At 44.7% G+C, this 19,216-nt stretch carries 22 protein-coding genes; 6 read left to right on the top strand and 16 right to left on the bottom strand.

Features of this window, described 5'->3' with window-relative positions; all coding sequences use genetic code 11:
* Window positions 1-3 precede the first annotated feature (3 nt).
* The 4 genes from SB24_RS10505 to SB24_RS10490 form a co-directional block, all read right to left on the bottom strand.
* Window positions 4-945, bottom strand: coding sequence for a DNA-binding transcriptional repressor DeoR (locus SB24_RS10505; RefSeq protein WP_007407818.1), 942 nt, complete (start codon window positions 943-945; stop codon window positions 4-6).
* Between the two features lie 70 nt (window positions 946-1,015).
* Window positions 1,016-1,828, bottom strand: a complete 813-nt coding sequence (gene yidA / locus SB24_RS10500) for a sugar-phosphatase (protein WP_015240895.1) — start codon at window positions 1,826-1,828, stop codon at window positions 1,016-1,018.
* A gap of 68 nt (window positions 1,829-1,896) precedes the next feature.
* Window positions 1,897-2,421, bottom strand: a complete 525-nt coding sequence (locus tag SB24_RS10495; RefSeq protein WP_033574315.1) for a hypothetical protein — start codon at window positions 2,419-2,421, stop codon at window positions 1,897-1,899.
* On the bottom strand, window positions 2,411-2,830 hold the full coding sequence (locus tag SB24_RS10490; protein ID WP_007407821.1) for a lipocalin family protein: 420 nt from the start codon (window positions 2,828-2,830) through the stop codon (window positions 2,411-2,413). Before SB24_RS10490 ends, SB24_RS10495 begins: the two co-directional genes overlap by 11 nt.
* A gap of 110 nt (window positions 2,831-2,940) precedes the next feature.
* On the opposite strand from SB24_RS10490, the gene SB24_RS10485 reads away from it, so the two are divergent.
* Complete coding sequence (locus SB24_RS10485; protein ID WP_007407822.1) at window positions 2,941-3,327, top strand: hypothetical protein; 387 nt, start codon at window positions 2,941-2,943, stop codon at window positions 3,325-3,327.
* Window positions 3,328-3,487: 160 nt separating this feature from the next.
* A complete protein-coding gene (locus SB24_RS10480) occupies window positions 3,488-3,850 on the top strand; it encodes a hypothetical protein (protein WP_007407823.1) in 363 nt (120 codons plus the stop codon).
* Window positions 3,851-3,900: 50 nt separating this feature from the next.
* Here the strand turns inward: SB24_RS10480 and SB24_RS10475 are convergent, their stop codons facing one another.
* Window positions 3,901-4,293 (bottom strand): hypothetical protein, encoded by a 393-nt coding sequence (locus SB24_RS10475; RefSeq protein WP_007407824.1) that lies wholly within the window; start codon window positions 4,291-4,293, stop codon window positions 3,901-3,903.
* A 129-nt stretch (window positions 4,294-4,422) separates the two neighbouring features.
* Here SB24_RS10475 and SB24_RS10470 point away from each other — a divergent pair, with 129 nt between their 5' ends.
* Complete coding sequence (locus SB24_RS10470; protein ID WP_031379168.1) at window positions 4,423-5,385, top strand: iron-hydroxamate ABC transporter substrate-binding protein; 963 nt, start codon at window positions 4,423-4,425, stop codon at window positions 5,383-5,385.
* A 39-nt stretch (window positions 5,386-5,424) separates the two neighbouring features.
* Here SB24_RS10470 and SB24_RS10465 read toward each other — a convergent pair whose 3' ends face one another.
* The 7 genes from SB24_RS10465 to SB24_RS10435 all read right to left on the bottom strand — a co-directional run bounded on the left by SB24_RS10465 (window position 5,425) and on the right by SB24_RS10435 (window position 12,517).
* The gene (locus SB24_RS10465) at window positions 5,425-5,772 is read right to left on the bottom strand and encodes a YxeA family protein (RefSeq protein WP_004393256.1); all 348 of its coding nucleotides are present in this window, start codon (window positions 5,770-5,772) and stop codon (window positions 5,425-5,427) included.
* 13 nt (window positions 5,773-5,785) lie between these two features.
* The gene (gene yxdM, locus SB24_RS10460; RefSeq protein ID WP_031379169.1) at window positions 5,786-7,654 is read right to left on the bottom strand and encodes an ABC transporter permease YxdM; all 1,869 of its coding nucleotides are present in this window, start codon (window positions 7,652-7,654) and stop codon (window positions 5,786-5,788) included.
* A complete protein-coding gene (gene yxdL / locus SB24_RS10455) occupies window positions 7,629-8,402 on the bottom strand; it encodes an ABC transporter ATP-binding protein YxdL (protein WP_007614823.1) in 774 nt (257 codons plus the stop codon). Before yxdL ends, yxdM begins: the two co-directional genes overlap by 26 nt.
* A gap of 143 nt (window positions 8,403-8,545) precedes the next feature.
* Window positions 8,546-9,523 (bottom strand): two-component system sensor histidine kinase YxdK, encoded by a 978-nt coding sequence (gene yxdK, locus SB24_RS10450; protein WP_015418563.1) that lies wholly within the window; start codon window positions 9,521-9,523, stop codon window positions 8,546-8,548.
* The gene (yxdJ, locus tag SB24_RS10445; protein WP_015418564.1) at window positions 9,520-10,209 is read right to left on the bottom strand and encodes a two-component system response regulator YxdJ; all 690 of its coding nucleotides are present in this window, start codon (window positions 10,207-10,209) and stop codon (window positions 9,520-9,522) included. The genes yxdK and yxdJ overlap by 4 nt, the downstream gene beginning before the upstream one ends.
* Before the next feature lie 149 nt (window positions 10,210-10,358).
* A complete protein-coding gene (locus SB24_RS10440) occupies window positions 10,359-11,798 on the bottom strand; it encodes a sensor histidine kinase (RefSeq protein WP_015418565.1) in 1,440 nt (479 codons plus the stop codon).
* On the bottom strand, window positions 11,795-12,517 hold the full coding sequence (locus SB24_RS10435) for a response regulator transcription factor (RefSeq protein ID WP_031379171.1): 723 nt from the start codon (window positions 12,515-12,517) through the stop codon (window positions 11,795-11,797). The genes SB24_RS10440 and SB24_RS10435 overlap by 4 nt, the downstream gene beginning before the upstream one ends.
* 221 nt (window positions 12,518-12,738) lie before the next feature.
* Between SB24_RS10435 and SB24_RS10430 the strand changes: the two genes are divergently transcribed.
* Genes SB24_RS10430 through SB24_RS10420 form a run of 3 tightly spaced genes read left to right on the top strand, consistent with a single transcriptional unit; the run spans window position 12,739 to window position 15,157 of the window.
* The gene (locus SB24_RS10430) at window positions 12,739-13,650 is read left to right on the top strand and encodes an ABC transporter ATP-binding protein (RefSeq protein ID WP_033574314.1); all 912 of its coding nucleotides are present in this window, start codon (window positions 12,739-12,741) and stop codon (window positions 13,648-13,650) included.
* Entirely contained in the window at window positions 13,647-14,405 is a 759-nt protein-coding gene (locus tag SB24_RS10425; RefSeq protein WP_012118838.1) for an ABC transporter permease, read from the top strand. The genes SB24_RS10430 and SB24_RS10425 overlap by 4 nt, the downstream gene beginning before the upstream one ends.
* Window positions 14,406-14,422: 17 nt before the next feature.
* On the top strand, window positions 14,423-15,157 hold the full coding sequence (locus SB24_RS10420) for an ABC transporter permease (RefSeq protein WP_012118839.1): 735 nt from the start codon (window positions 14,423-14,425) through the stop codon (window positions 15,155-15,157).
* A gap of 313 nt (window positions 15,158-15,470) precedes the next feature.
* Here the strand turns inward: SB24_RS10420 and iolJ are convergent, their stop codons facing one another.
* The 4 genes from iolJ to SB24_RS10400 form a co-directional block, all read right to left on the bottom strand.
* Entirely contained in the window at window positions 15,471-16,343 is an 873-nt protein-coding gene (iolJ, locus tag SB24_RS10415; RefSeq protein ID WP_033574313.1) for a 6-phospho-5-dehydro-2-deoxy-D-gluconate aldolase, read from the bottom strand.
* Window positions 16,344-16,345: 2 nt separating this feature from the next.
* Window positions 16,346-17,188: a 2-keto-myo-inositol isomerase gene (gene iolI / locus SB24_RS10410; RefSeq protein WP_039255002.1), complete on the bottom strand. Its 843-nt coding sequence runs from the start codon at window positions 17,186-17,188 to the stop codon at window positions 16,346-16,348.
* 88 nt (window positions 17,189-17,276) lie between these two features.
* Window positions 17,277-18,146, bottom strand: a complete 870-nt coding sequence (locus SB24_RS10405) for a sugar phosphate isomerase/epimerase family protein (protein WP_007407833.1) — start codon at window positions 18,144-18,146, stop codon at window positions 17,277-17,279.
* 19 nt (window positions 18,147-18,165) lie between these two features.
* On the bottom strand, window positions 18,166-19,200 hold the full coding sequence (locus tag SB24_RS10400) for a bifunctional inositol 2-dehydrogenase/D-chiro-inositol 1-dehydrogenase (RefSeq protein WP_015418570.1): 1,035 nt from the start codon (window positions 19,198-19,200) through the stop codon (window positions 18,166-18,168).
* Window positions 19,201-19,216 lie beyond the last annotated feature (16 nt).

Genomic DNA, 19,216 nt, shown 5'->3' with positions numbered 1-19,216 from the left:
TTGTCACAATTCTTGAATGAGTTTTTTGGCCGTATGCTGATCGGTAATCAAAACGTTGGCGTACTTTCCTTTCAGGGCACCGTGAATGGCCTTGCATTTTCTGCTGCCGCCCGCCACCAGAATCGAACGCTCTTTCATTTTCAAGTCGCTGAGCTCGACTCCGATCGTCCTGCCGTTAATGCTGCTGCTGCAAATCCTGCCTTCCTCGTCAAAAAAGCGCGAACAAATATCGCCGACTCCGCGTGCTTTCAGCAATTGTTTCTCTTCTTCCCGGAAATAGCCGAGTCTGAAAAGCAGCGCCTCATCCCGGACGGTTCCGACCGTAAACAGGGCGATATTGGCTTGTCTGCCCATTTCAATGATCCGCTTAATATGTCTGTCCCGTTCGACCATCTGTTTCACATCGGCGCTGTCAAATATAACCGGCAGCGGCAAATACCTCGGCATGGTCTGAAATGCTTCGGCGAACAGCTGAATCGTTTCTGACGAGTACGTATTGACATTGGAATGACTGATGCCGCCTTTCAGCTGCACGACTTCAACGCTCTTTACCTGCTTCGGCTCCATGCGGCTTGCGATCTGGTACATCGTCGTCCCCCAGCTTACGCCGAGTATATCGCCGTCCTTTACGGTTTTATGCATATAGTCTGCGCCATAGCGGCTTAAGTAATGTGTAATGGCCTGGTAATCGTCGCTTGGAGAAAAGACGACGTGCGCCTCAAGCAGCCCGTATTTTTCTTCCAGCTTCGCGCCGAGTTCGTCCAGGTCCTCAAACGGGTCCATGACGCGAATTTGAACATACCCTTTTTCCTTTGCGTACTGAAGCAGCCTTGAAACGGTGGGGCGTGACAGATCAAGCCGTTCGGCGATCTGCTGCTGGCTGTAATCTGATTGATAATATAGTTTTGCCGCTTCTATGCTGAGCTGCTGTTTTTCACGATCCATGTCGCGCCTCCCCTCTCCGCTTATCATATCACCAAAACACGCGGTAAAAAAGCACCCTCTGATGGGGTGCCTATTTTTTCAGCACAAGCTCCTGAATCGCATGCGCCACGCCGTGTTCGTTATTTGATTTCGTTTCAAAATCAGCTATCTCCCTTACTTCCGGGATGGCATTGGCCATTGCCACACCGCAGCCGGCCCACTGAATCATGGACATGTCGTTGCCGTTATCGCCGATTGCCATGACGTCTTTCTGTTCAATGCCGAGTTTTTCGGCCAGCAGCTTGACTGCGTTTCCTTTACTGACTTTCGGGTGAAGAATCTCATGGAAGAATGGCGCGCTTTTAACCATTGTGTATGTTTCCTTGAATGATTCCGGAATGGAAGCGATCGCTTTCTCCAGCTTGTCCGGATCGTCAATGAACATGACTTTCGGAATCAGAATATCCTTCGGCACTTCATCGATCGTGCGGAAATGAAGCGGCACTTTCGTAATGTATGATTCGTATACCGTGTATTCACTGATATCCCGGTTCGGCGTGTACAGATTGGCTGTGTCAAAGTAATGCATCGGGGTATCCAGCTGTAAGCTCAGCTCGTAAAGCGACTTCAAATCCTCATAACCTAATGACTGCTCGGCCACGACACCGTTTGTATACGTATTTTGGACGAGTGCGCCGTTATAGGCAATCACAAAGTCGCCTTCTTCCTGTAAGTTCAGCTCTTCCAAATACCGACGCACGCCGCCGATCGGCCGGCCCGTGCACAGGACGATATTGACCCCTTCCGCTTTGGCGGCATCAAGCGCCCCGCGGACTTCAGCCGTCACTTCATGATGATCGTTTAGTAGTGTTCCGTCCATATCTATTGCGATTAACTTGTACATCCTGCATCTCCTTTGTATCCTTTTCTTCTTATGCTTTCATCATATCGTTTTTTCGTTTCAATGAAAAATCAAACGGACGAGTTTCTCCGCCTTCTCTTCGTATACCGGGCCTGCCTCCGGATGCGGGGCCGTCTTTTCCCCTTGTCAGCTTGTTCGCCGCCGTCATCTGTTTTCTGCTTCAAGAGCATCAGCCCCGCCGCAAAGAAAGGGACGGCCGCTATGTCCAGAAGGGCAAGCTTTATTCCCATCGTTGCGGGAAAGTATGCCCATAATGAACGGCTGTTCCGCCTGATCATGATATAAGAAACGATTTCCAGCAGGATAAACAGAGCGTTCACCCACAAGTAAATGAGTAGCGCCGCAAACAGAAACAGCAGGAGCGTATTCCGCAGCGTGCCGGAAAACAGAAGAGCGCGCATCATATCAAAGAATGAAAAAGACTGCATGCTTCCGTTGACGACATTGGGATTGTAAATGGTAAAACGCCCGAACTGATCAAAAAGCATAAAAAATAACCATAACAGTGAAAACCATTGAATGATATGTACGATGACACCCGTCAAAACGAGTCTGTCGGCAGCCTTATTTCTCATGTGCATCCTCCCCGCCGGTTTTTATTCTTGTCATTGTTTTTGTTTCTCCGTATATCTTCCAAATGAGCGTACCGTTTTTTCCTCTTTTCAACGTGCTTTTGACGGGGTGCGGATGGCCGAGGTATTCAATCTCGATCGTCCCGTCCGTGTTTTGTGAGATCACCTTGTACACATCTGAGGGCATGGCAACCTCGCCGCGGCCTTGAATGACCTGCTTTGTCAGCACGCTGTCTTTCGTAAACGTGACGGTTTCAGATCTGACCCCGTCCATCGGGCCCGGCTTCAGCCCCGCATCCCATGTCCCGTAATAAAAAGGGGTATCGTCTGCTTTCTTTTGCGAGCAGCCTGTTATCATGACGCATCCGAAAACAAGAACCGTCATGATGAAAATCCGTATGTTCCGCAACATGATCACCTTCCTTTGAAGCTTTTTTACGCCTGTAACTTAGGCGGATGCCGTGGCACTGTGCAATTGACTACATAGTGTATAAAGACTTCACTAGATAAGGAGAATGATGAATGAACCCATATCAGTACTACACCCCGCCTGCCTATTTCCCTCAGCAGCAGGAATACGAAGTGAACCGCGTTGAGTATGAGCCGTATCAGCAGCAGGAAAGCTATTATTATGCGCCCCCTCAGTCCGAAGAGCGGCAGCCGACAGGTTTAGAACGGAGAGTCGCCCAGCTTGAAAGACAAAACGCCGAGCAAACGAGAGAGCTCACCCGCCTCTCACAAGAAGACCAGCGCCAAAACCGGGAAATCACGCGTATGAATGAGCAGATCAGACGGCTGAGCCAGTCCATTGAAATCCATACCCGCCGCTTAAACCGTTTAAATCAGCGCCTGCGCGCAGTCGAAAACAGACTCAATATTCCTTTTCACGCTACAGAAGGCGGCTTCTGAGAAAAAGGGCCGGAATACAAAGCTCGACAGGCCATCCCGAGCCTTGTATTCCGCTCTGTACATAACAGGTAAATATTTGAATCCTTTTCTTGCATGAATGCCTCTCCTATTCTTTCACATGATAAATGTGTAAAATCAATCACTCCAGGAGGTCTTCATGATGTATCAAAACCAATACAGCGGAAATCAGCTGCAGCAATGCCGCCAAACAGCACAGCAGCTTATTCAGCAGACACAGCAAAGCAGTCAGCAGTACAAGCAAATGCTCCAGCAGGAACAGCAAAATATTCAAATGCTTCAGCAGATGCTTAACCATGAACAGCATGCCGTTCATACCATTCAGCAAGCGCTGCAGGGGCATGAAGCGGCCATTCAGAAATGCCAGCAAATCGTGAATGTGTGCAATCAGCTTCAGCAGGAAGTAAGCGGACACATGCCTGCACCGATGGCAAACGCTAATGTTTCTTCATTCCCGCAAACACAGCATCACACACCGTTTCAGCAGCATTCATACCAGCAATAGGCCGGTCATGCAAATGACAAAGCGCGAGATACCGGCTTTGTCATTTGTTTTTATCTCTGTTTTGTCAGATCAATGCGATGAGCGGGTTTTCCGCCGAATTTTGCTTCCGCCTCATGCCTTACCGCTTCAAACGCTCTTGCTTCGACGTTTTGTTTAAACACATCAAGCTGTATCAAATAAGCCGCCCGCACTTTCAGCCCGTGGATGATGGAGATGACCCATAAAGGCAGCACGATATACACGCCCGGCGTGCTCGGCAGCACAAAAGCAATTGCTAAAATAATAAAATAGATAAGTCCGTATTTCAGCCATTTTTTGTTCTTGGCCCGGTAGCCGATATAGAAAAAGGCCAAGAAAGCGGTCAGCGCAAACGGCGCGAAAGTCAGCAGCAGCCACCAGCTGTGCAGCACTTCCCACCAAGTTCCTCTTTTCGTAATCAACATTCATTCCTCCTCCTTTACTACTATAACATGGATAATCAAGGAAGGTTTTCTATAAAAAACATAGACGGAATGACGTCTTCCTGCTATATTAATAATGATAATCATTATCACTGAAATAGGGGGATCATTATGAAGAAACAATCATGGCTGATCGGCCTGGCACTTCTGCTTGTTTTCGCATTAAGCGCTTGCAGCGGCGCGAAGGAAAACAACGGATCGGCATCAGGCAAAGGAAAGACAGACATGCGTACATATGAATCAACAAAAGGAAATATTGACATACCCGCACATCCGAAACGGATCGTCACTGACTTTTATGCAGGTGAGCTGCTGTCCGTTGACGCAAATGTCGTGGGGGCGGGCTCATGGACTTTCAAAAATCCGTTTATCAAAAAACAGCTGAAAAACATTACTGACATCGGCAATCCCGTCAATGTGGAGAAAGTGATGCAGCTGAAGCCTGATTTAATCGTGCTGATGAAGGAAGACCAATACGAGAAACTATCGAAAATCGCACCGACGATTGTCATTCCTTTTAACACCGCAAAGAATACGAAAGATACGGTCAGCCTATTCGGCGACATTGCCGGGGCGAAGGATAAAGCCAAAAGCTTTATGGCAGACTTCAACAAAAAAGCCGAAGCGAATCAAAAGCGCCTCAAAAACGTGATCGGCAAAGACGAGACAGTCGGCCTTTATGAAACGACGGATAAAGGCGAAATCTGGATTTTCAATGACAATTCCGGCCGCGGCGGCCAAGCCGTTTATAACGCGCTCGGATTGAAAGCGCCGGCCAAAATTGAAAAAAACATCATGAAAACAGGCGCCATGAAACAGGTTTCCCAAGAGGTCATCCCTCAATATGCGGCTGATTATATGTTCATTACTGATTACAATCCGAATGGAGAAAGCAAAACATTTGAGCGTCTGAAAGATTCATCCGTTTGGAAAAATCTCGATGCCGTAAAACACAATCGTGTCTTTATCAACGATTTCAACACCTTCTATCCGTATGACCCGATTGCCGTCAGCAAACAGATGGATATCATCACCGACATGCTGATCAAACGGGCTGAAGAAAATAAAAAATAAAAAAACGGCACAGTCATGACACTGTGCCGCTTTTCATGTTCACTTTAACTTTGACTGTACGGAGCCCGGCATATCTTCAAATCTGACTTCTTCCCAGGTCTCGACATACTTTCCTTTCGCCTTCACCTTCAAATACGCGTTCTTCCGAAGGTCTTTCCCGGCGAAAAAGGTCACTTCTTCTTTTTTCCCGGATGCGTTATATCCGTCTAATGTATACTCAGTACCGCCCGGGCTAAGATGTTTGCCATCTCGATCAATCTGTACATAAACATCTTGCTGGTGAATAAACGGATTAAATCTGTCTGTAACATCATTATGAAAAAAGAGAAGTCCGTATATGACGGCAGCGGCCGCCAAGACGGCCAGGATTGCCAATGCTTTTTTCATCTGTGCACTCCCCTTACTTGTTCATTTTTTTCAAATAGCTTGACCGCACTGTGAGGAAGAACAGAAGCTGAAAGATGAAAAACCCTCCGATGGTCAGACTGAGCGGCCCCGCTACATCGGAATAGCCTTCCACGGCCAATGTTCTCAAAGCGAACAGCGTATGCATGACGGCAATGACGAAAGGAAAGAAAAAGAGAATCGCCAATTGTATCGTCACGCTTTGTGCCATTTCACGCTCACTCAGGCCGATTTTAGCCAATGATCGGTAGCGCTCCCGGTCCTCATCTAAATCAGTGAACAGCCTGAAATATAAGAAACTTGCTGCCGCGACAAAGAATACAATTGCGATAAACAGGCCGATAAATAAACTCAGGCTCGGCAGCTGCACCGTATCATAGTACGTCCCGGCTTTTGCCATAAAATCAGAATGCACGTCGATATAGTTGCCGTAAATCTCATTTTTCAAGGATTGGCTGATCCCAAGACTGTCTTTCCAATGATCATAGCTGTAGCCGTATAATGACGCTTTTTCACCGAGTGATTTAAGCTGATCAAAGGTTTGATCGTTCACCGCGATGATGGCATTTAATGAAATCAGCGGTTTTTCGACTTCTTTTACCGTCAGTTTTTGGTCAGACGGCTTGCCTTTTTGGTTCAGCAGCTTCAGCTGATCCGGTGCTTTGTTTTTGAAATTCCGGTCATACGTACCCGGAAAATAGACAGCCTCATCATGTTTCAGGCCGTTCAGCTTGACATGGAAGTATGTTGACACATCCGATTCGCTGATCATGTAAACAGGCGGAACAGTATCTCCTTCCTGATAGCGAATATAGGAAACATTTATTTTGTCTTTCTTATACGTAAAGCCGTGTGTTTTCAGTTCATGGTCAATATCTTTCAAATGAGTCTGTTCTTTTGGATTATTGCTGTAAGATAAATACTCCATCTCATAAGCGGACTCTTCCGCCCCGACGGTCGATTTGTACATCGCGAGCACGCCCGTCGCCGTAAACGCTACCGCGGAAATAATGCTGACGATAAAGAACAGGCGGGCGTTGTCTTTTAAACGATAAACAAGATCAGAAACCCAAATGACATTTTTCCCGCGCAGATAAAAGGTTTTCCACTTCTTCAGCGCGCGCAGAATCCAGATGCTGCTTTGGCTGAAAAAGAAATACGTGCCGATGACGGTAAGCAGTAAAATGATAAACGGTTGAGTCCCGTGGACATTGCCTTTAAGGACCATGCCGTACCCGCCGCACAGGCAGGCGATGCCGAATATAGACAGAAGCACGGACGGCTTCGGCTCCGGCTTGATCTTGTCAGTGCCCTTTATTAATTTGATCACCGTATTTGATCTGACAAAAAGGATCGTGAACTGCGATAAAAGGAAAAATAAGAGCAGGAATCCGCCGGCCGTAATGCCGAGCGCTTTCCAAGGCATGTACAGAGGCAGCGCGTCCATTTCTAAAATATAAGCGCCGACCGTAAAGAACGTTTTCGAAAAAATGAAGCCTCCGATAATCCCGGCTGCGATCGACATGACGCCGATGATCATGTTTTCCGCCGTAATGAGCTTTCTCAGCTGCACCGGCGTAATGCCCTGCATCAGCAGGATGCCGAATTCTTTATTTCTCGATTTCAAAAATGCGTTAACCGAATACAGAACAAATAAGAAAGAAAAAACAAAGATCATCCATTCCGCGGCGGTTAAGCCTTTTCTGGCGATGTTATTCAGGTAGCCTTCCTTTAGTGCCGGATGAAACAGGAACATCGCAAAGGTAAAGAAAATCAAAACGGAAAAAGCGCTGCTTAAAAAGAAAGCAAGATAGGCCCTTTTGTTTCTCGTGACGTTTTTATAAGCGAACTGAAGAAAGGTCATTTGCGTTTCCCCCCAGCATAGACAGCACATCAAGAATCTGCTCATAAAAGACTTGGCGGTTTTCCCCGCGGTAAATCTCATTAAACAGTTCGCCGTCTTTTATAAAGATGACGCGGCGGCAGTAGCTTGCCGCAACCGGATCATGGGTCACCATCAAAGCCGTGATATGATCATCCTGATTCAGGCTCTGCATCGTTTCCATGACGTCTTTTGACGCTTTGGAATCAAGGTTTCCCGTCGGTTCATCGGCCAGAATGAGTGACGGCTTATGAATGACCGCTCTTGCGATGGCGGCCCGCTGGCGCTGTCCGCCGGATACTTCAAACGTCCGTTTGTTGAGCAGGTCTTCAATTCCGAGCTTTGCCGCGATGCCGTGCAGTTTTTCTTCCATGACAGACGGCGCCTCTTTTTCAAGCGTTAACGGCAGCATGATATTTTCACCGATTGTCAGTGTGTCCAGAAGGTTGAAATCCTGAAACACAAATCCGAGCTGCTTGCGGCGGAAATGAGCGAGCTTTGTCCGCTTCAGCCGGTGCGGGTTTTCTCCGTGAATCAGGATATCGCCTGAATCCGGCCGGTCGATCGTTGAAATGATATTCAAAAGCGTTGTTTTTCCGGAGCCGGACGGTCCCATCACCGCCGTGAACCCGCCTTCTTCTATTGAAAACGAAATTTGTTTTAAAGCTTGATAGGACACTTGTCCTTTATAGGTTTTATTTATATGTTTGACTTCAAGCATATTCGCCATGAAAATCCTCCTTATGGTTTTATTCTTGTTGGTTTGGGCTGCTTTCATGTAGTGCCGGGGCATTTAACATAAAAATCCCCTTGACATAAATCCATGTTATCAAGGGGAAACAGAACGAGCTATGTTGTTTTCTTAACGCAGCCTTACATTTTTGTAAGAAATGAAAATCGGACCGATGTCCCTTCACCGGGGGACGAGCTGATGTCCACCGTATGATTGAGCTTGCCCGTAATTTCTTTGACGAGATGAAGGCCGATTCCCGTAGATTCTTGGAAACGCCGTCCGTTTTCGCCGGTGTAATAAGGGTCAAACACCCGCTTGATATCTTGCGAGGGAATGCCGACACCGTAATCTTTGACTTCAAGCACCGTCCTGTCTTCATCGCGGAAGACATTCAGCTCAAGTCTGTCACTCTTGCCTGCCGAATACTTGACCGCGTTTGTGACCACTTGGCCGATCGCAAATTTGAGCCATTTCGCATCGGTGTAAATCTGATGATCATCGCGAATATCCATTTTCGGATAGACGCGGTATTGAATAAAAAATCGTTTATAGCTTTGAATGACCGATTGGAGAAGCTCTGATAAGGAAACCGCTTCAACTTTAAAATCCCGCTCAAACAGGTCAAGCCTTGAAGAATAAAGAAGCGTCTCCAGCCCGAATTCAATCTGCCGGACCTCTTTTTTGATTTGTTCAAAGACGGGCTCATCCTCTTCCTGAATGATTAAATTAATGACCGACAGCGGCGTTTTTACTTGGTGCACCCATTGGTTCATATACGTCACCCGCGCGTCCAGCTTGGCTTCGGTCTCATGGAGCTTCTGGTGCTGCATCCGGGTCAGCTCCATCTGCTTTTCATACAGCTCTGAACAAAACACTGAAGAACCGAGATACGGGATGTCCGTCCCTTCCTGCTCCGAGCTGAGCCAATGATACACACCCCGGTCTTTGTACCAGCGATAGGCAAGATATCCCGCCAAAATAAGAAGCTGCACGCCCAATATGTAAAACAGGTGGGAAAAAGAATGAAGACCCGCAAACCAGTAATAAAAGAAGACAAACAGCCCTTGAAGGAGAAAAAGCAGAATCAGCACGGCATGAGACCGGAGAAACAGCTTCATGACAGCGCCCTCAGCTGGTAGCCTTCGCCCCGCACCGATTCAATGGAAACAGGCGCATTCAGCTCCCGCAGTTTTTTTCTGAGCCGCGTGATATACACGTTAAGCGTATTATCATCGACGAAAATGTCGGTGTCCCACGTTTTTTCCATGAGCCGGTCTCTTCCCGTCACCTTTTCTCCCCGCTCCAGCAGCACTTCCAAAAGCTTGCTTTCTTTTTTAGAAAGCTCGCTTTTTTCGTCCTGAAAGCGCAGTTCAAACCGTTCCACAAAGAGCTGCACACCGGCATATTCAACCACTTTCTCTCCCTGCTTGGCGGCGTACGCTCCGTATGCCCTGCGGATCTGGCTTTTGATTTTCGCCAGCACAATATCGTAGGAAAACGGTTTTTCGATATAATCATCTCCGCCGTTTTCAATCGCCATCACTTGATCCATTTCCCCGCTTCTGGCAGAGATAAAAATGATCGGGCTTGTGGAGTGCTGGCGGATCTGGCGGCACCAATAATAGCCGTCATAAGACGGCAGATTGATATCAAGCAGCACAACATCAGGCTTTTCCCGCAAAAAAACATCAAGAACAGCCGTGAAATCATCGGCGGCCACCGTTTGATATCCGTATTTTTCAAGGTAATTCTGCAATAGTCCGCGAATGTCTTCACTGTCTTCCACAATCATGATTTTATTCATGCAACCATCCTCCAAAAGGATACGGCTTTTCGGAGCCCTCATTATTTGATGCCCCCATCATAATGCTTTCATCGGTTCTCTGCAACATGAGAAAGCGGGCCTTTATAAAAGACCCGCTTCTCCCTTTCTCAATGTAAGATCGATTATTTTTAATTGACATTGTTATACTTAGATGGCGGACTCGGAAAGGTAATTTTAAATCTTGTGCCAATTCCCGGCTGACTATATATATCAATATTTCCCCCATGTGCCTTGATAATTTGTTGAGCAATAGCCATTCCTAATCCAGTCCCTGAGTTATTTGACGAAGCGCTTGTCCCTCTGAAATACCGATCAAATAAACATTCAACCGTCTCTTCGTCCATTCCTATTCCATCGTCTTCTATTACAATTTGTATTTCATTGTCATGTAACACGTCATGATATAATATGACCTTTATTTTAGTGCCCGGAGGATTATGTTTAATACAATTAGCAATCAGGTTTTCAACTGCGCGCTTTAGGTACCTTTCATCCATATTAAAAAGTATCTTATTGTGACTGGATTCTATAGCGAATCTCTTATTTTCTGACTCCGGTAGCAACTTCATTTTTTCTAAAGTGTCATGAATTACTTTCACTGCGTTTTTTTCTTCAAGATGGATTGGAAGCGACTCATTTTTCAATTGAAAAGTTAAGTTGAAATCTTCAATCAGCTTTTCCATATATTCGACACGTTCTTCCATTATTAAGGAAAAATCACGCACTTGCTGATTTTCCCACTCATATTCATTTGAAGATAAAAGAACCGTATATCCCTTAATAACCGAAAGAGGGGTTTTTAAATCATGTGAGACACCGGCCATCCACTCTTCTCTTGTTTTTTCCAATAACTCTCTCTCAGCCTTATTCCTTTGAAGCGTTGAGGTAAGTTCAGACAGAGCTTGCATTAATTCTTGATAGGTCTTATATCCAGATTTATTATGTCTATATTTGCTTGAATGAAACTTCCGATCATAAGGTTCTTCATATTTTTCTTTAGACAAATTCTCAATCCAAGATACAATAAACAGCAGGGGAGCACCTAGTTTTTTTCCGTAAAATATTGCAATTACAATTCCTGCCGTCATAATAGAAACAATCCACAAGTTATTCACCCAATAGAAAAAAGGGTTATTTTTTTCCATCGGCTTTCCCAATACCCATGTTAAATCCTGATTGTTTTTCGTTTCGTACCACGTAGATAATTGATAACCTTTTTTGGCAGGATACATGTAATCTGATATTAATTCTCCAAGAATATAATGCTTAGGTATATTTTTAGGTTTATTAAAAGAAAAAACCTCATCTCCTTGTTCATCTAAAATTTGAATCCACATCCGATTCTCTAATAAATCTTCTTTTGCTTTCGTATTTATTGAAAATTGTTTATCTGCAACAACTGTTTGGTCAACAATTTTTTTTAAGGATAAGTGCGGCGTTTCCATTTTGTTCTGACCTAAGACGAGGCTGAAAAATATGATACTGCCCACCATGAGCAGACCCCAAATAAACATGAGTAAAAAAAGTCTCGATACGAAGTAAAATGCTATCCTATTTCTCAGCTTCACAATAAATCCTCATCTATAGGCTCTGCTTCAAATATATAGCCCTGTCCTCGAACCGTTTTAATCCATCTTGGTCTGCTCGGGTCTTCCTCTAATTTTTCACGTAATCGTCTTACATGTACCATTACAGTACTATCTCCGCCGTAAAACTCCCCCCACACATCTTTATAAATTTGGTGTTTACTTAAAATTTGATTGGGATGTTCACAGAAATAAATCAGAAGTTTCATTTCCTGAGCAGGGCAATCGATTCTTGTCCCGTTAACAACAAGTCTGCCGGTATTGGGATCTATTTTAAAATATTCATAATCGTATACCTGTTTTAGAGGGTAAGAAGTAGAGAGTTGAGTCATTCTCTTTAATTGGGCTTTTACACGAGCTACAATTTCTAGTGGATTAAATGGTTTAGTAATATAGTCATCTCCCCCAAAACTAAACCCTTGCAATTTATCTAAATCTGTTGTTTTTGCTGTTAAGAAGAGTATCGGCACATTTGTATGGGAGCGTATTTTGCTGCATAAGGTGAAGCCATCAGTGTCCGGAAGCATGACATCTAATAAAATAATATTTGGAAGTTCCTGATCGATTTTCAGAAGGGTTTCGCTCCCTGTCATAGCTGTGGAAATATTGCTGAAACCTTCCTTTTCAAAGCAAGTTATTAATAAGTTTAAGATATGTTCGTCATCATCCACCATGAGGATTTTGTTCTCTTCTAACGTCATAAGTTACCCTCCTTTTTTTCTCATTTTAAATGAAATCGAATACATAAGAGTTAGAAAAGGAAAGAATTTAGCTTTTATTTAGATTTCAGAATATTCTTATCAAATAATCAATTTTACTATATGCAGTCAATAAACCAGGGATGTCGTTAAGTGAATGTTTAGGAAGAGTTTCGTTTGTGTTTAAAGAACATCGCTTATGATAAAAGTGAGGTGAGAGACAAATGAATGATCAAATAGTGGTAACACACGATCTAACTAAAAAGTATAAAAAGCATACTTCAGTTGATGGATTAAACTTAAGGATTAGGCGCGGCGAAATTTATGGTTTTCTTGGACCGAATGGTGCTGGTAAAACAACAACCATCCGAATGTTATTAGGTTTAATTAAACCAACAAAAGGAAACATCGAAATCTTTGGCCAAAACCTAAACAAGAATCGTTTGCAGATATTGCAAAGAATCGGGTCACTGGTAGAATCTCCAACTTATTATGGTAATTTAACAGGTTACGAAAACTTAGAAGCTGTTAGGAGGTTACGAGGACTTCCGGAACAACGGGTCAATGAAGTATTGGAAACTGTAAGGTTATCTAGAGTAGCAAATCGACTGACTAAGGAGTATTCCCTTGGAATGAAACAACGTTTGGGAATTGCAGTTGCCCTGTTAAGCAGTCCTGATTTATTAATTCTGGATGAACCGACAAACGGTTTAGATCCATCCGGTATCCAAGAAATAAGAGAGCTAATTAAAGAATTGCCTAAATCGGGAATGAGTGTTATTGTATCCAGCCACTTATTGAGTGAAATAGACCAAATGGCTACTCAAGTGGGAATTATCAACAATGGAAGGATGATTTTTCAGGACTCGATTGCAAGTTTACATCAAAAACGAAAACCACTATTAAAAGTCGGTGTTAGTGACGTAATCGAAGCAAAAACAATACTAAACAGGAAAGGATTAAAGGTTGATTTACAAAAAAATTATTTGTGGCTGTCTCAAACAGAACCGGAATTTGTTTCAGAAATCAATTCCATACTTCTTCATTCAGGGCTGTCTGTATTTCGACTTGAAGAAAAGACACGATCGCTTGAGGATATTTTTTTAGAATTAACTGGTACAGAGGGAAGTCTATGAAAAAGTTATTGTGGGCAGATCAATTAAAACTGAAACGTTCGTCGTTATTGATTGTAGTCTTATTGGTTCCCTTACTCATTATAGCATATGAGTTGGTAAATCTTACTTATCGATCTGAATACGTGGAAAAACAAGCTGAAATGTTCCATGCTGGATCAATGTGGATGTATTTACTGTATGATAACAGTTTGTTATTTGGTCTGGGTTTTCCATTAGCCGCAACACTTTCTGCGTCAATAATAGCAAATATAGAACATCAAGCAAACGGATGGAAGCAAACCCTTTCTTTTCCCGTATCTAGAATGCGAATTTATGTAAGTAAATTTATTTGCTTAGTAGTCAGTTTATTTATTTCGTCAACAATCTTCTTGCTCGGCATGGTACTGCTGGGCAAACTGGTAGGATTCGAAGGTAGTGTACCTTGGGGACTTTTGTTTGGAGATAGTTACAGCATGTTAGTTACAGTACTGCCTATAATGGCATTCCAGATATGGTTATCTATGGTGTTTAGCAACCAAGCATTCTCGATTCTTGTAGGATCAATATCATCTATAATGGGTTTGTTTTTGGCAGCTGCTCAATCAACGAGATGGTTTCCGCTGGCTTATCCTAGTCAATCTTCGACAGTCATTCTGCAGTATGAAGGTATAGGATATAACCCAGATCTTTCATCTTACCTTTGCATTAGCCTTTTCTTAGGGATAATTATATTATTTCTAGGCTCTATTCATTTTGCTAAACGGGATGCTTTGTAAAAAAGGAGGCGAAATACTTGAAAAACATTTTATTTGTAGAACGTTTAAAGCTTAAGCGATCAAAGTTATGGATCATCTATTTATTAGGGCCTTTGTTAGGTGTATCCCTGGCATACACGAACTTTATTAAAAACTATAACCTTTTTATGAATCCTGGAGACAATCCCTGGGTAGAGGCTTGGACACAAGTTGCCTTATTTATGGGCCCTTTTGTATTGCCTATCGTAGTGGGAATTTTCGCCGCCCTTGTTTGCAGGGGGGAACATGTAGGAGGCGGTTGGAAACAGCTTCTAGCCTTACCAGTCAAACACTCAGATATCTTTCTGGGAAAGTTTCTGACAGTGGTCCGCATGATATTCATTAGTATGTTCATTTTAATCCTCTTATTTATTGGATTCGGTTATATGTTAGGCATAAGCGGGAGTCTTCCTTTACTTACAATTCTAGGTTATGGAATTAGAGGGATCTTAGCTTGTTTACCATTAATTTTATTGCAGCTTATTGTTTCAATCAGGTCTAAAACATTTGGCATACCACTCGCTGTTAGCATTGTTTTTACATTACCGGCCATTATTATTGCCAGTACACCATTAGGTCAAGTATATCCATGGACACAGCCTATGTTAGCAATGTCACCCGAAGATGAATCACCGATTCAATCAAACTTCCTATTTTACTCAATTATGGTAATAACATGTCTCGGTCTCCTGGTTTACGGAATAAGAAATTTTACTAAACGAGACCTTACGTAGGGTATATGCGGTATAAACTTATGAGAATTCGAGACAAGGTAATAATGAAATCACTGCGAAAGACAAAGACATGACTTATAGATTATTTTAACAAAAAAGAAAGTTACCGACGTCATCGATAAAGAAAAGGATAATAACGAATTCTAGTTTTCATAACTATAGTAAACGAGGGGGCAAAAGCTGTATACAATTCGCTTGGATTGAAAGAGCCTGTAAAGATGAACAGGTTGATTTGATTGTGATACTTTGGTGAAACGCGAGAAGGACATAAACGGAAAGACGAAAGCACTCACGATGTTGTGAGTGCTTTTCATCAGCCGACCTGCTGTTTTACGGCTTTACCGGCTGATCCGAACTCTCTCATTTTGCTTCGCACTGTCTCTTCCACGGCCTCAATGCCGGGTGTCATGTAGCCGCGCGGTTCGTACAGATCACCGTTTTTCTGAAACATGCGGCGTGTTTCGTCTGTCCAGGCGACCATACATTCCGTGTTGATATTGATTTTCGCGTGGCCGAGCGTGATGGCTTTTTTGATCTGATCCTGCGGAATCCCGGATGCTCCGTGAAGAACGAGGGGAATATCAGTCATGCGGGAGATAGCCTCCATTTCTTTAAATCCGAGATTCGGTTCACCTTGATATTTGCCGTGGACGGAGCCGAGGGCGGCGGCCAGCGCGTCAATATTGGTTTCTTTGACGATCCGCTCACATTCGGCGACATCGGCATAGCGGACCCCGCCGACCAGCCCGTCTTCCATGCCGCCGACCGTGCCGACTTCTGCTTCTACTGAGACGGCGTGCTTAGCGGCATAATCGGCGACTTCTTTTGTCATCGCGATGTTCTCATCAATCGGTTGATGGGAGCCGTCAATCATCACTGAGCTGAATCCGGCGTCAATGGCCTGTCTGCAGCGTTCCGCACTGCTTCCGTGATCAAGATGGAGCACGACGGGAACGGTAATCGCCATTTCTTCCATTAACGCGCCGACCATGGCGGAAATCGTTTTAAAGCCGCCTAAATAGTCGACCAGACGATCGGAAGCCGCGGCGATGACTGGCGATTGCTCCTTTTGTGCCGCTTGCAGAATCGCCTTTGTCCATTGGAGGCCGTTGATATTAAATTGGCCGACTGCATAATGCTCCCGTTTCGCTTCTGCAAGAAGATGTTTCATGGTGACAAAAGCCATGTTCACGCCTCCTTCATGAAGTATTTTGATACGACGGCTTCCGTTGTTTCCTTTGCCGTTTTGATCGTTTCCTCCGCAGTCAGCTTATAATATTCAGGTCTGAACAGCTCTACGGAGACAACATCATTGAATCCGATTTCTTTTAACGCTGACAGATGGGCGTCTAAGTCAATCGCACCCTGTCCAGGCCAGACGCGGTCTTCATCCGTTAAAAAGCCGATCGGAAAGTCTTCTGTATCGTCGATATGATAGATGAAAATTTTCTTTCCGTCCGCCTGCTTCAAACTCTCAATATTGGAGCCCATCGCGTGGAAATGGAAGCTGTCAAACACCAGTCCGACATTATCGCGGCCGACAGCGTTCACGATGTCATACGCCTGTTCAAATGTATTGACCGTACATTGCGGGTGGCCGACAAATTCAAGGGCAATGTTTACGCCGTACGGCTCCGCGATGTCCGAAAGCTCAGTCAGCACCTCTATGCTGCTCTTTTTGATCTCCTCTTTCAAGATTTTCCGCTCTGTCACAAGCGGCACGGCCACCACATATTTCACGCCGAGCGTCCTGCAGGTTTCCATCATGCTTTTGAATTCTGAAATGATCTCCCTATAGCCCTTCTCATCACGGTTGTTGAAGAAAACCAGTGCGTTCAGGGCAAGCGGTTTAATGTGATGGGTTCGAAAATATTCCGCCAGATTGGCCAGTGAATGGTCTTTTAAGTATTCCGGCAGCTTATCAATTGTGCGGATTTCAATATAATCATAGCCGTGCTTTTCGCACAGTTCTAAATCCTGTTTCAGGTTTGAATTCTCCAGCGTAGTCGCTTCATTAAAGCAAAGTTTCATGTCAGCCTCTCCCATCCAAGGTTTTCGATATGAAGGGAGTCCGGCAGGAGGGCTTGTTTGCCCCGCTCCGCCGAACTCCATACTCAGCTTATGCCATACCTAATTCTTCCTTTAATTTCTTAAGCGTGGTCCGGCTTGATTCATCCGCTCTTTCGCCGACCCAAGCAAAAACGGCGTTCGTCGCAATTCCGTCGAATTTCATCTCTCTCATCTTTCTGAAAATCGTTTCAAAATCAACCTCGCCTTGCCCGATGTCCAAATGCTGGTGAACCGTTACTTTCGCGTCAGGCGGGTTGACGATGTAGCGCAGGCCATGCGCCGCTTTATGATTAAAAGTATCTGCAAATAAAACATGTGTGAGGCGGTCGCCGGCTTCATCAAACATGGTCGCAATATCGCCTTTTCCGTCATCATAGAAGAACGTATGCGCAGTCGAGTAGACAAGATTGATCCAATCCTTGTCAAGCGCGCGGATCATATCCATCGCCCCTTTGTGCGTTTCGATAAAATCGTATGGATGAGCCTGCAGATTGAGTTTAACGCCTTCTTTTTCAAAGACGGGCAGCAGTTCATCCATGGATTTGATAAATTTTTCTTCACTTGTCAACGGATCATATTTTGAACCGCTGAATTCACTGTTCATCAAATCCACTTCAAGTTCAACCGCAATTTCGATCGCCCGTTTCCAGTTGCGCACGGCGGCCTGACGACGGTCTTCATCAGGACCCGCCCAGTGGTAAAGCGGAAGAAGAGAGGACAGCTTCACACCTGTATCCTTTAAAAGGCGCTTCAATTGTTTGATTTTTGCTGAATCGACTTTCGGATATTTGTAGAAAGGACAAAAATCCTCGCGCGGAGACAGTTCGATATATTCGTATCCGAGTTCCGCCGTTTTATAGACCATTTCTTCTAACGTTAAATCATCGCGGTACATGGATGGATCTAAGGCCAGTTTCATTTCTTTCACTCCCGATCTATTATTTGTTCACAGTCGTAAATGATTGGTAGAATGCCGGTTTCTCTTGCAGCGCCACAGGCTCTTTCTGCCCGGATTCCTGAGCTTTTACGCACGCGTCAGTTGTCACCGCGGCAATATAACCGTCCCATGCCGTCGGACCGCTGACTTCGCCTTTATTCCGGATCGAATCAATGAAGTCTTGAATTTCCACATCATACGCAGCCACAAATCGGCGCTGCCAGTCCATCAGGATATCGGTGCTGAATTTCCCTTCTTTTCTCAAGCTGATGCTTGACGGTTCCGGAAGCTTGATAATGCCGTCTTCCCCGACGATTTCACATTGAATGTCGTAGCCGTATTTACAGTTCACGTAGATTTCGGCATTGATGACGATGCCGCCTTTTGTTTCGATGATGACCATCTGCGGATCTTTCAGATGCGGCAGCGCATTTTTTGATTTTTTCGGATAGATCACCTGTACGGATTCATAGTCGTCATTGACGAGCCAGTGGAGGACATCAATTTCATGAACGAGCGTATCGACGACGGCCATGTCCGTTGAATAATTCGATGCGACTGTCGGGTTGCGGTGCGCACAGTGAATCATCAGCGGCTCGCCGACCACGCGGTTGTCAATCGCTTCTTTCAGCTGAACGTAACCGCTGTCATACCTGCGCATGAAACCTACCTGCACCAATCGTTTTCCCGTCTTCATTTCTTCCTCGACAATGCGCATACAGCCTTCTGCCGTTGTCGCAAGCGGCTTTTCACAAAACACGTGCTTGCCGTGCTGAATCGCTTTCAAAACGCTGGACTCGTGAGCCGGGCCCCAGCTTGTCACTAAGACGGCATCCACATTTTCAGCAGCGAGGAGGCTGTCGTCATCAGGATAAACGGAGGCGTTCAAATTGAAATCCTGAACGGTCTGCTGCGCGGCCTCCTGATTCACATCTGTGACAGCGGTAATTTCCGCTCCGGACAGCTTATTTGTGATGCGATTGATGTGCTCTTTTCCGATAGCACCGGTTCCGATAACACCTATACGTAAATTCATTGATCGCCACTCCTTC

The sequence above is a fragment of the Bacillus sp. Pc3 genome, assembly GCF_000815145.1.
In the GTDB taxonomy this organism is placed as follows: Bacteria; Bacillota; Bacilli; order Bacillales; family Bacillaceae; genus Bacillus; species Bacillus velezensis.
The sequence above is the reverse complement of the archived record's forward strand: the minus strand, read 5'-3'. Positions and strand labels throughout refer to the sequence as shown.

Bases quoted from the DNA above. Each gene is read 5' to 3' on its own strand.
- SB24_RS10430 (WP_033574314.1), top strand. From the start codon at position 12,739: ATGAATGATCAAATAGTGGTAACACACGATCTAACTAAAAAGTATAAA.
- iolI (WP_039255002.1), bottom strand. From the start codon at position 17,188: ATGAAACTTTGCTTTAATGAAGCGACTACGCTGGAGAATTCAAACCTG.
- SB24_RS10490 (WP_007407821.1), bottom strand. From the start codon at position 2,830: ATGTTGCGGAACATACGGATTTTCATCATGACGGTTCTTGTTTTCGGA.
- SB24_RS10465 (WP_004393256.1), bottom strand. From the start codon at position 5,772: ATGAAAAAAGCATTGGCAATCCTGGCCGTCTTGGCGGCCGCTGCCGTC.
- yxdL (WP_007614823.1), bottom strand. From the start codon at position 8,402: ATGGCGAATATGCTTGAAGTCAAACATATAAATAAAACCTATAAAGGA.
- SB24_RS10480 (WP_007407823.1), top strand. From the start codon at position 3,488: ATGTATCAAAACCAATACAGCGGAAATCAGCTGCAGCAATGCCGCCAA.
- SB24_RS10505 (WP_007407818.1), bottom strand. From the start codon at position 945: ATGGATCGTGAAAAACAGCAGCTCAGCATAGAAGCGGCAAAACTATAT.
- iolJ (WP_033574313.1), bottom strand. From the start codon at position 16,343: ATGGCTTTTGTCACCATGAAACATCTTCTTGCAGAAGCGAAACGGGAG.
- SB24_RS10475 (WP_007407824.1), bottom strand. From the start codon at position 4,293: ATGTTGATTACGAAAAGAGGAACTTGGTGGGAAGTGCTGCACAGCTGG.
- SB24_RS10400 (WP_015418570.1), bottom strand. From the start codon at position 19,200: ATGAATTTACGTATAGGTGTTATCGGAACCGGTGCTATCGGAAAAGAG.
- yidA (WP_015240895.1), bottom strand. From the start codon at position 1,828: ATGTACAAGTTAATCGCAATAGATATGGACGGAACACTACTAAACGAT.
- SB24_RS10485 (WP_007407822.1), top strand. From the start codon at position 2,941: ATGAACCCATATCAGTACTACACCCCGCCTGCCTATTTCCCTCAGCAG.
- SB24_RS10425 (WP_012118838.1), top strand. From the start codon at position 13,647: ATGAAAAAGTTATTGTGGGCAGATCAATTAAAACTGAAACGTTCGTCG.
- yxdK (WP_015418563.1), bottom strand. From the start codon at position 9,523: ATGAAGCTGTTTCTCCGGTCTCATGCCGTGCTGATTCTGCTTTTTCTC.
- SB24_RS10435 (WP_031379171.1), bottom strand. From the start codon at position 12,517: ATGACGTTAGAAGAGAACAAAATCCTCATGGTGGATGATGACGAACAT.
- SB24_RS10405 (WP_007407833.1), bottom strand. From the start codon at position 18,146: ATGAAACTGGCCTTAGATCCATCCATGTACCGCGATGATTTAACGTTA.
- SB24_RS10470 (WP_031379168.1), top strand. From the start codon at position 4,423: ATGAAGAAACAATCATGGCTGATCGGCCTGGCACTTCTGCTTGTTTTC.
- SB24_RS10495 (WP_033574315.1), bottom strand. From the start codon at position 2,421: ATGAGAAATAAGGCTGCCGACAGACTCGTTTTGACGGGTGTCATCGTA.
- yxdJ (WP_015418564.1), bottom strand. From the start codon at position 10,209: ATGAATAAAATCATGATTGTGGAAGACAGTGAAGACATTCGCGGACTA.
- yxdM (WP_031379169.1), bottom strand. From the start codon at position 7,654: ATGACCTTTCTTCAGTTCGCTTATAAAAACGTCACGAGAAACAAAAGG.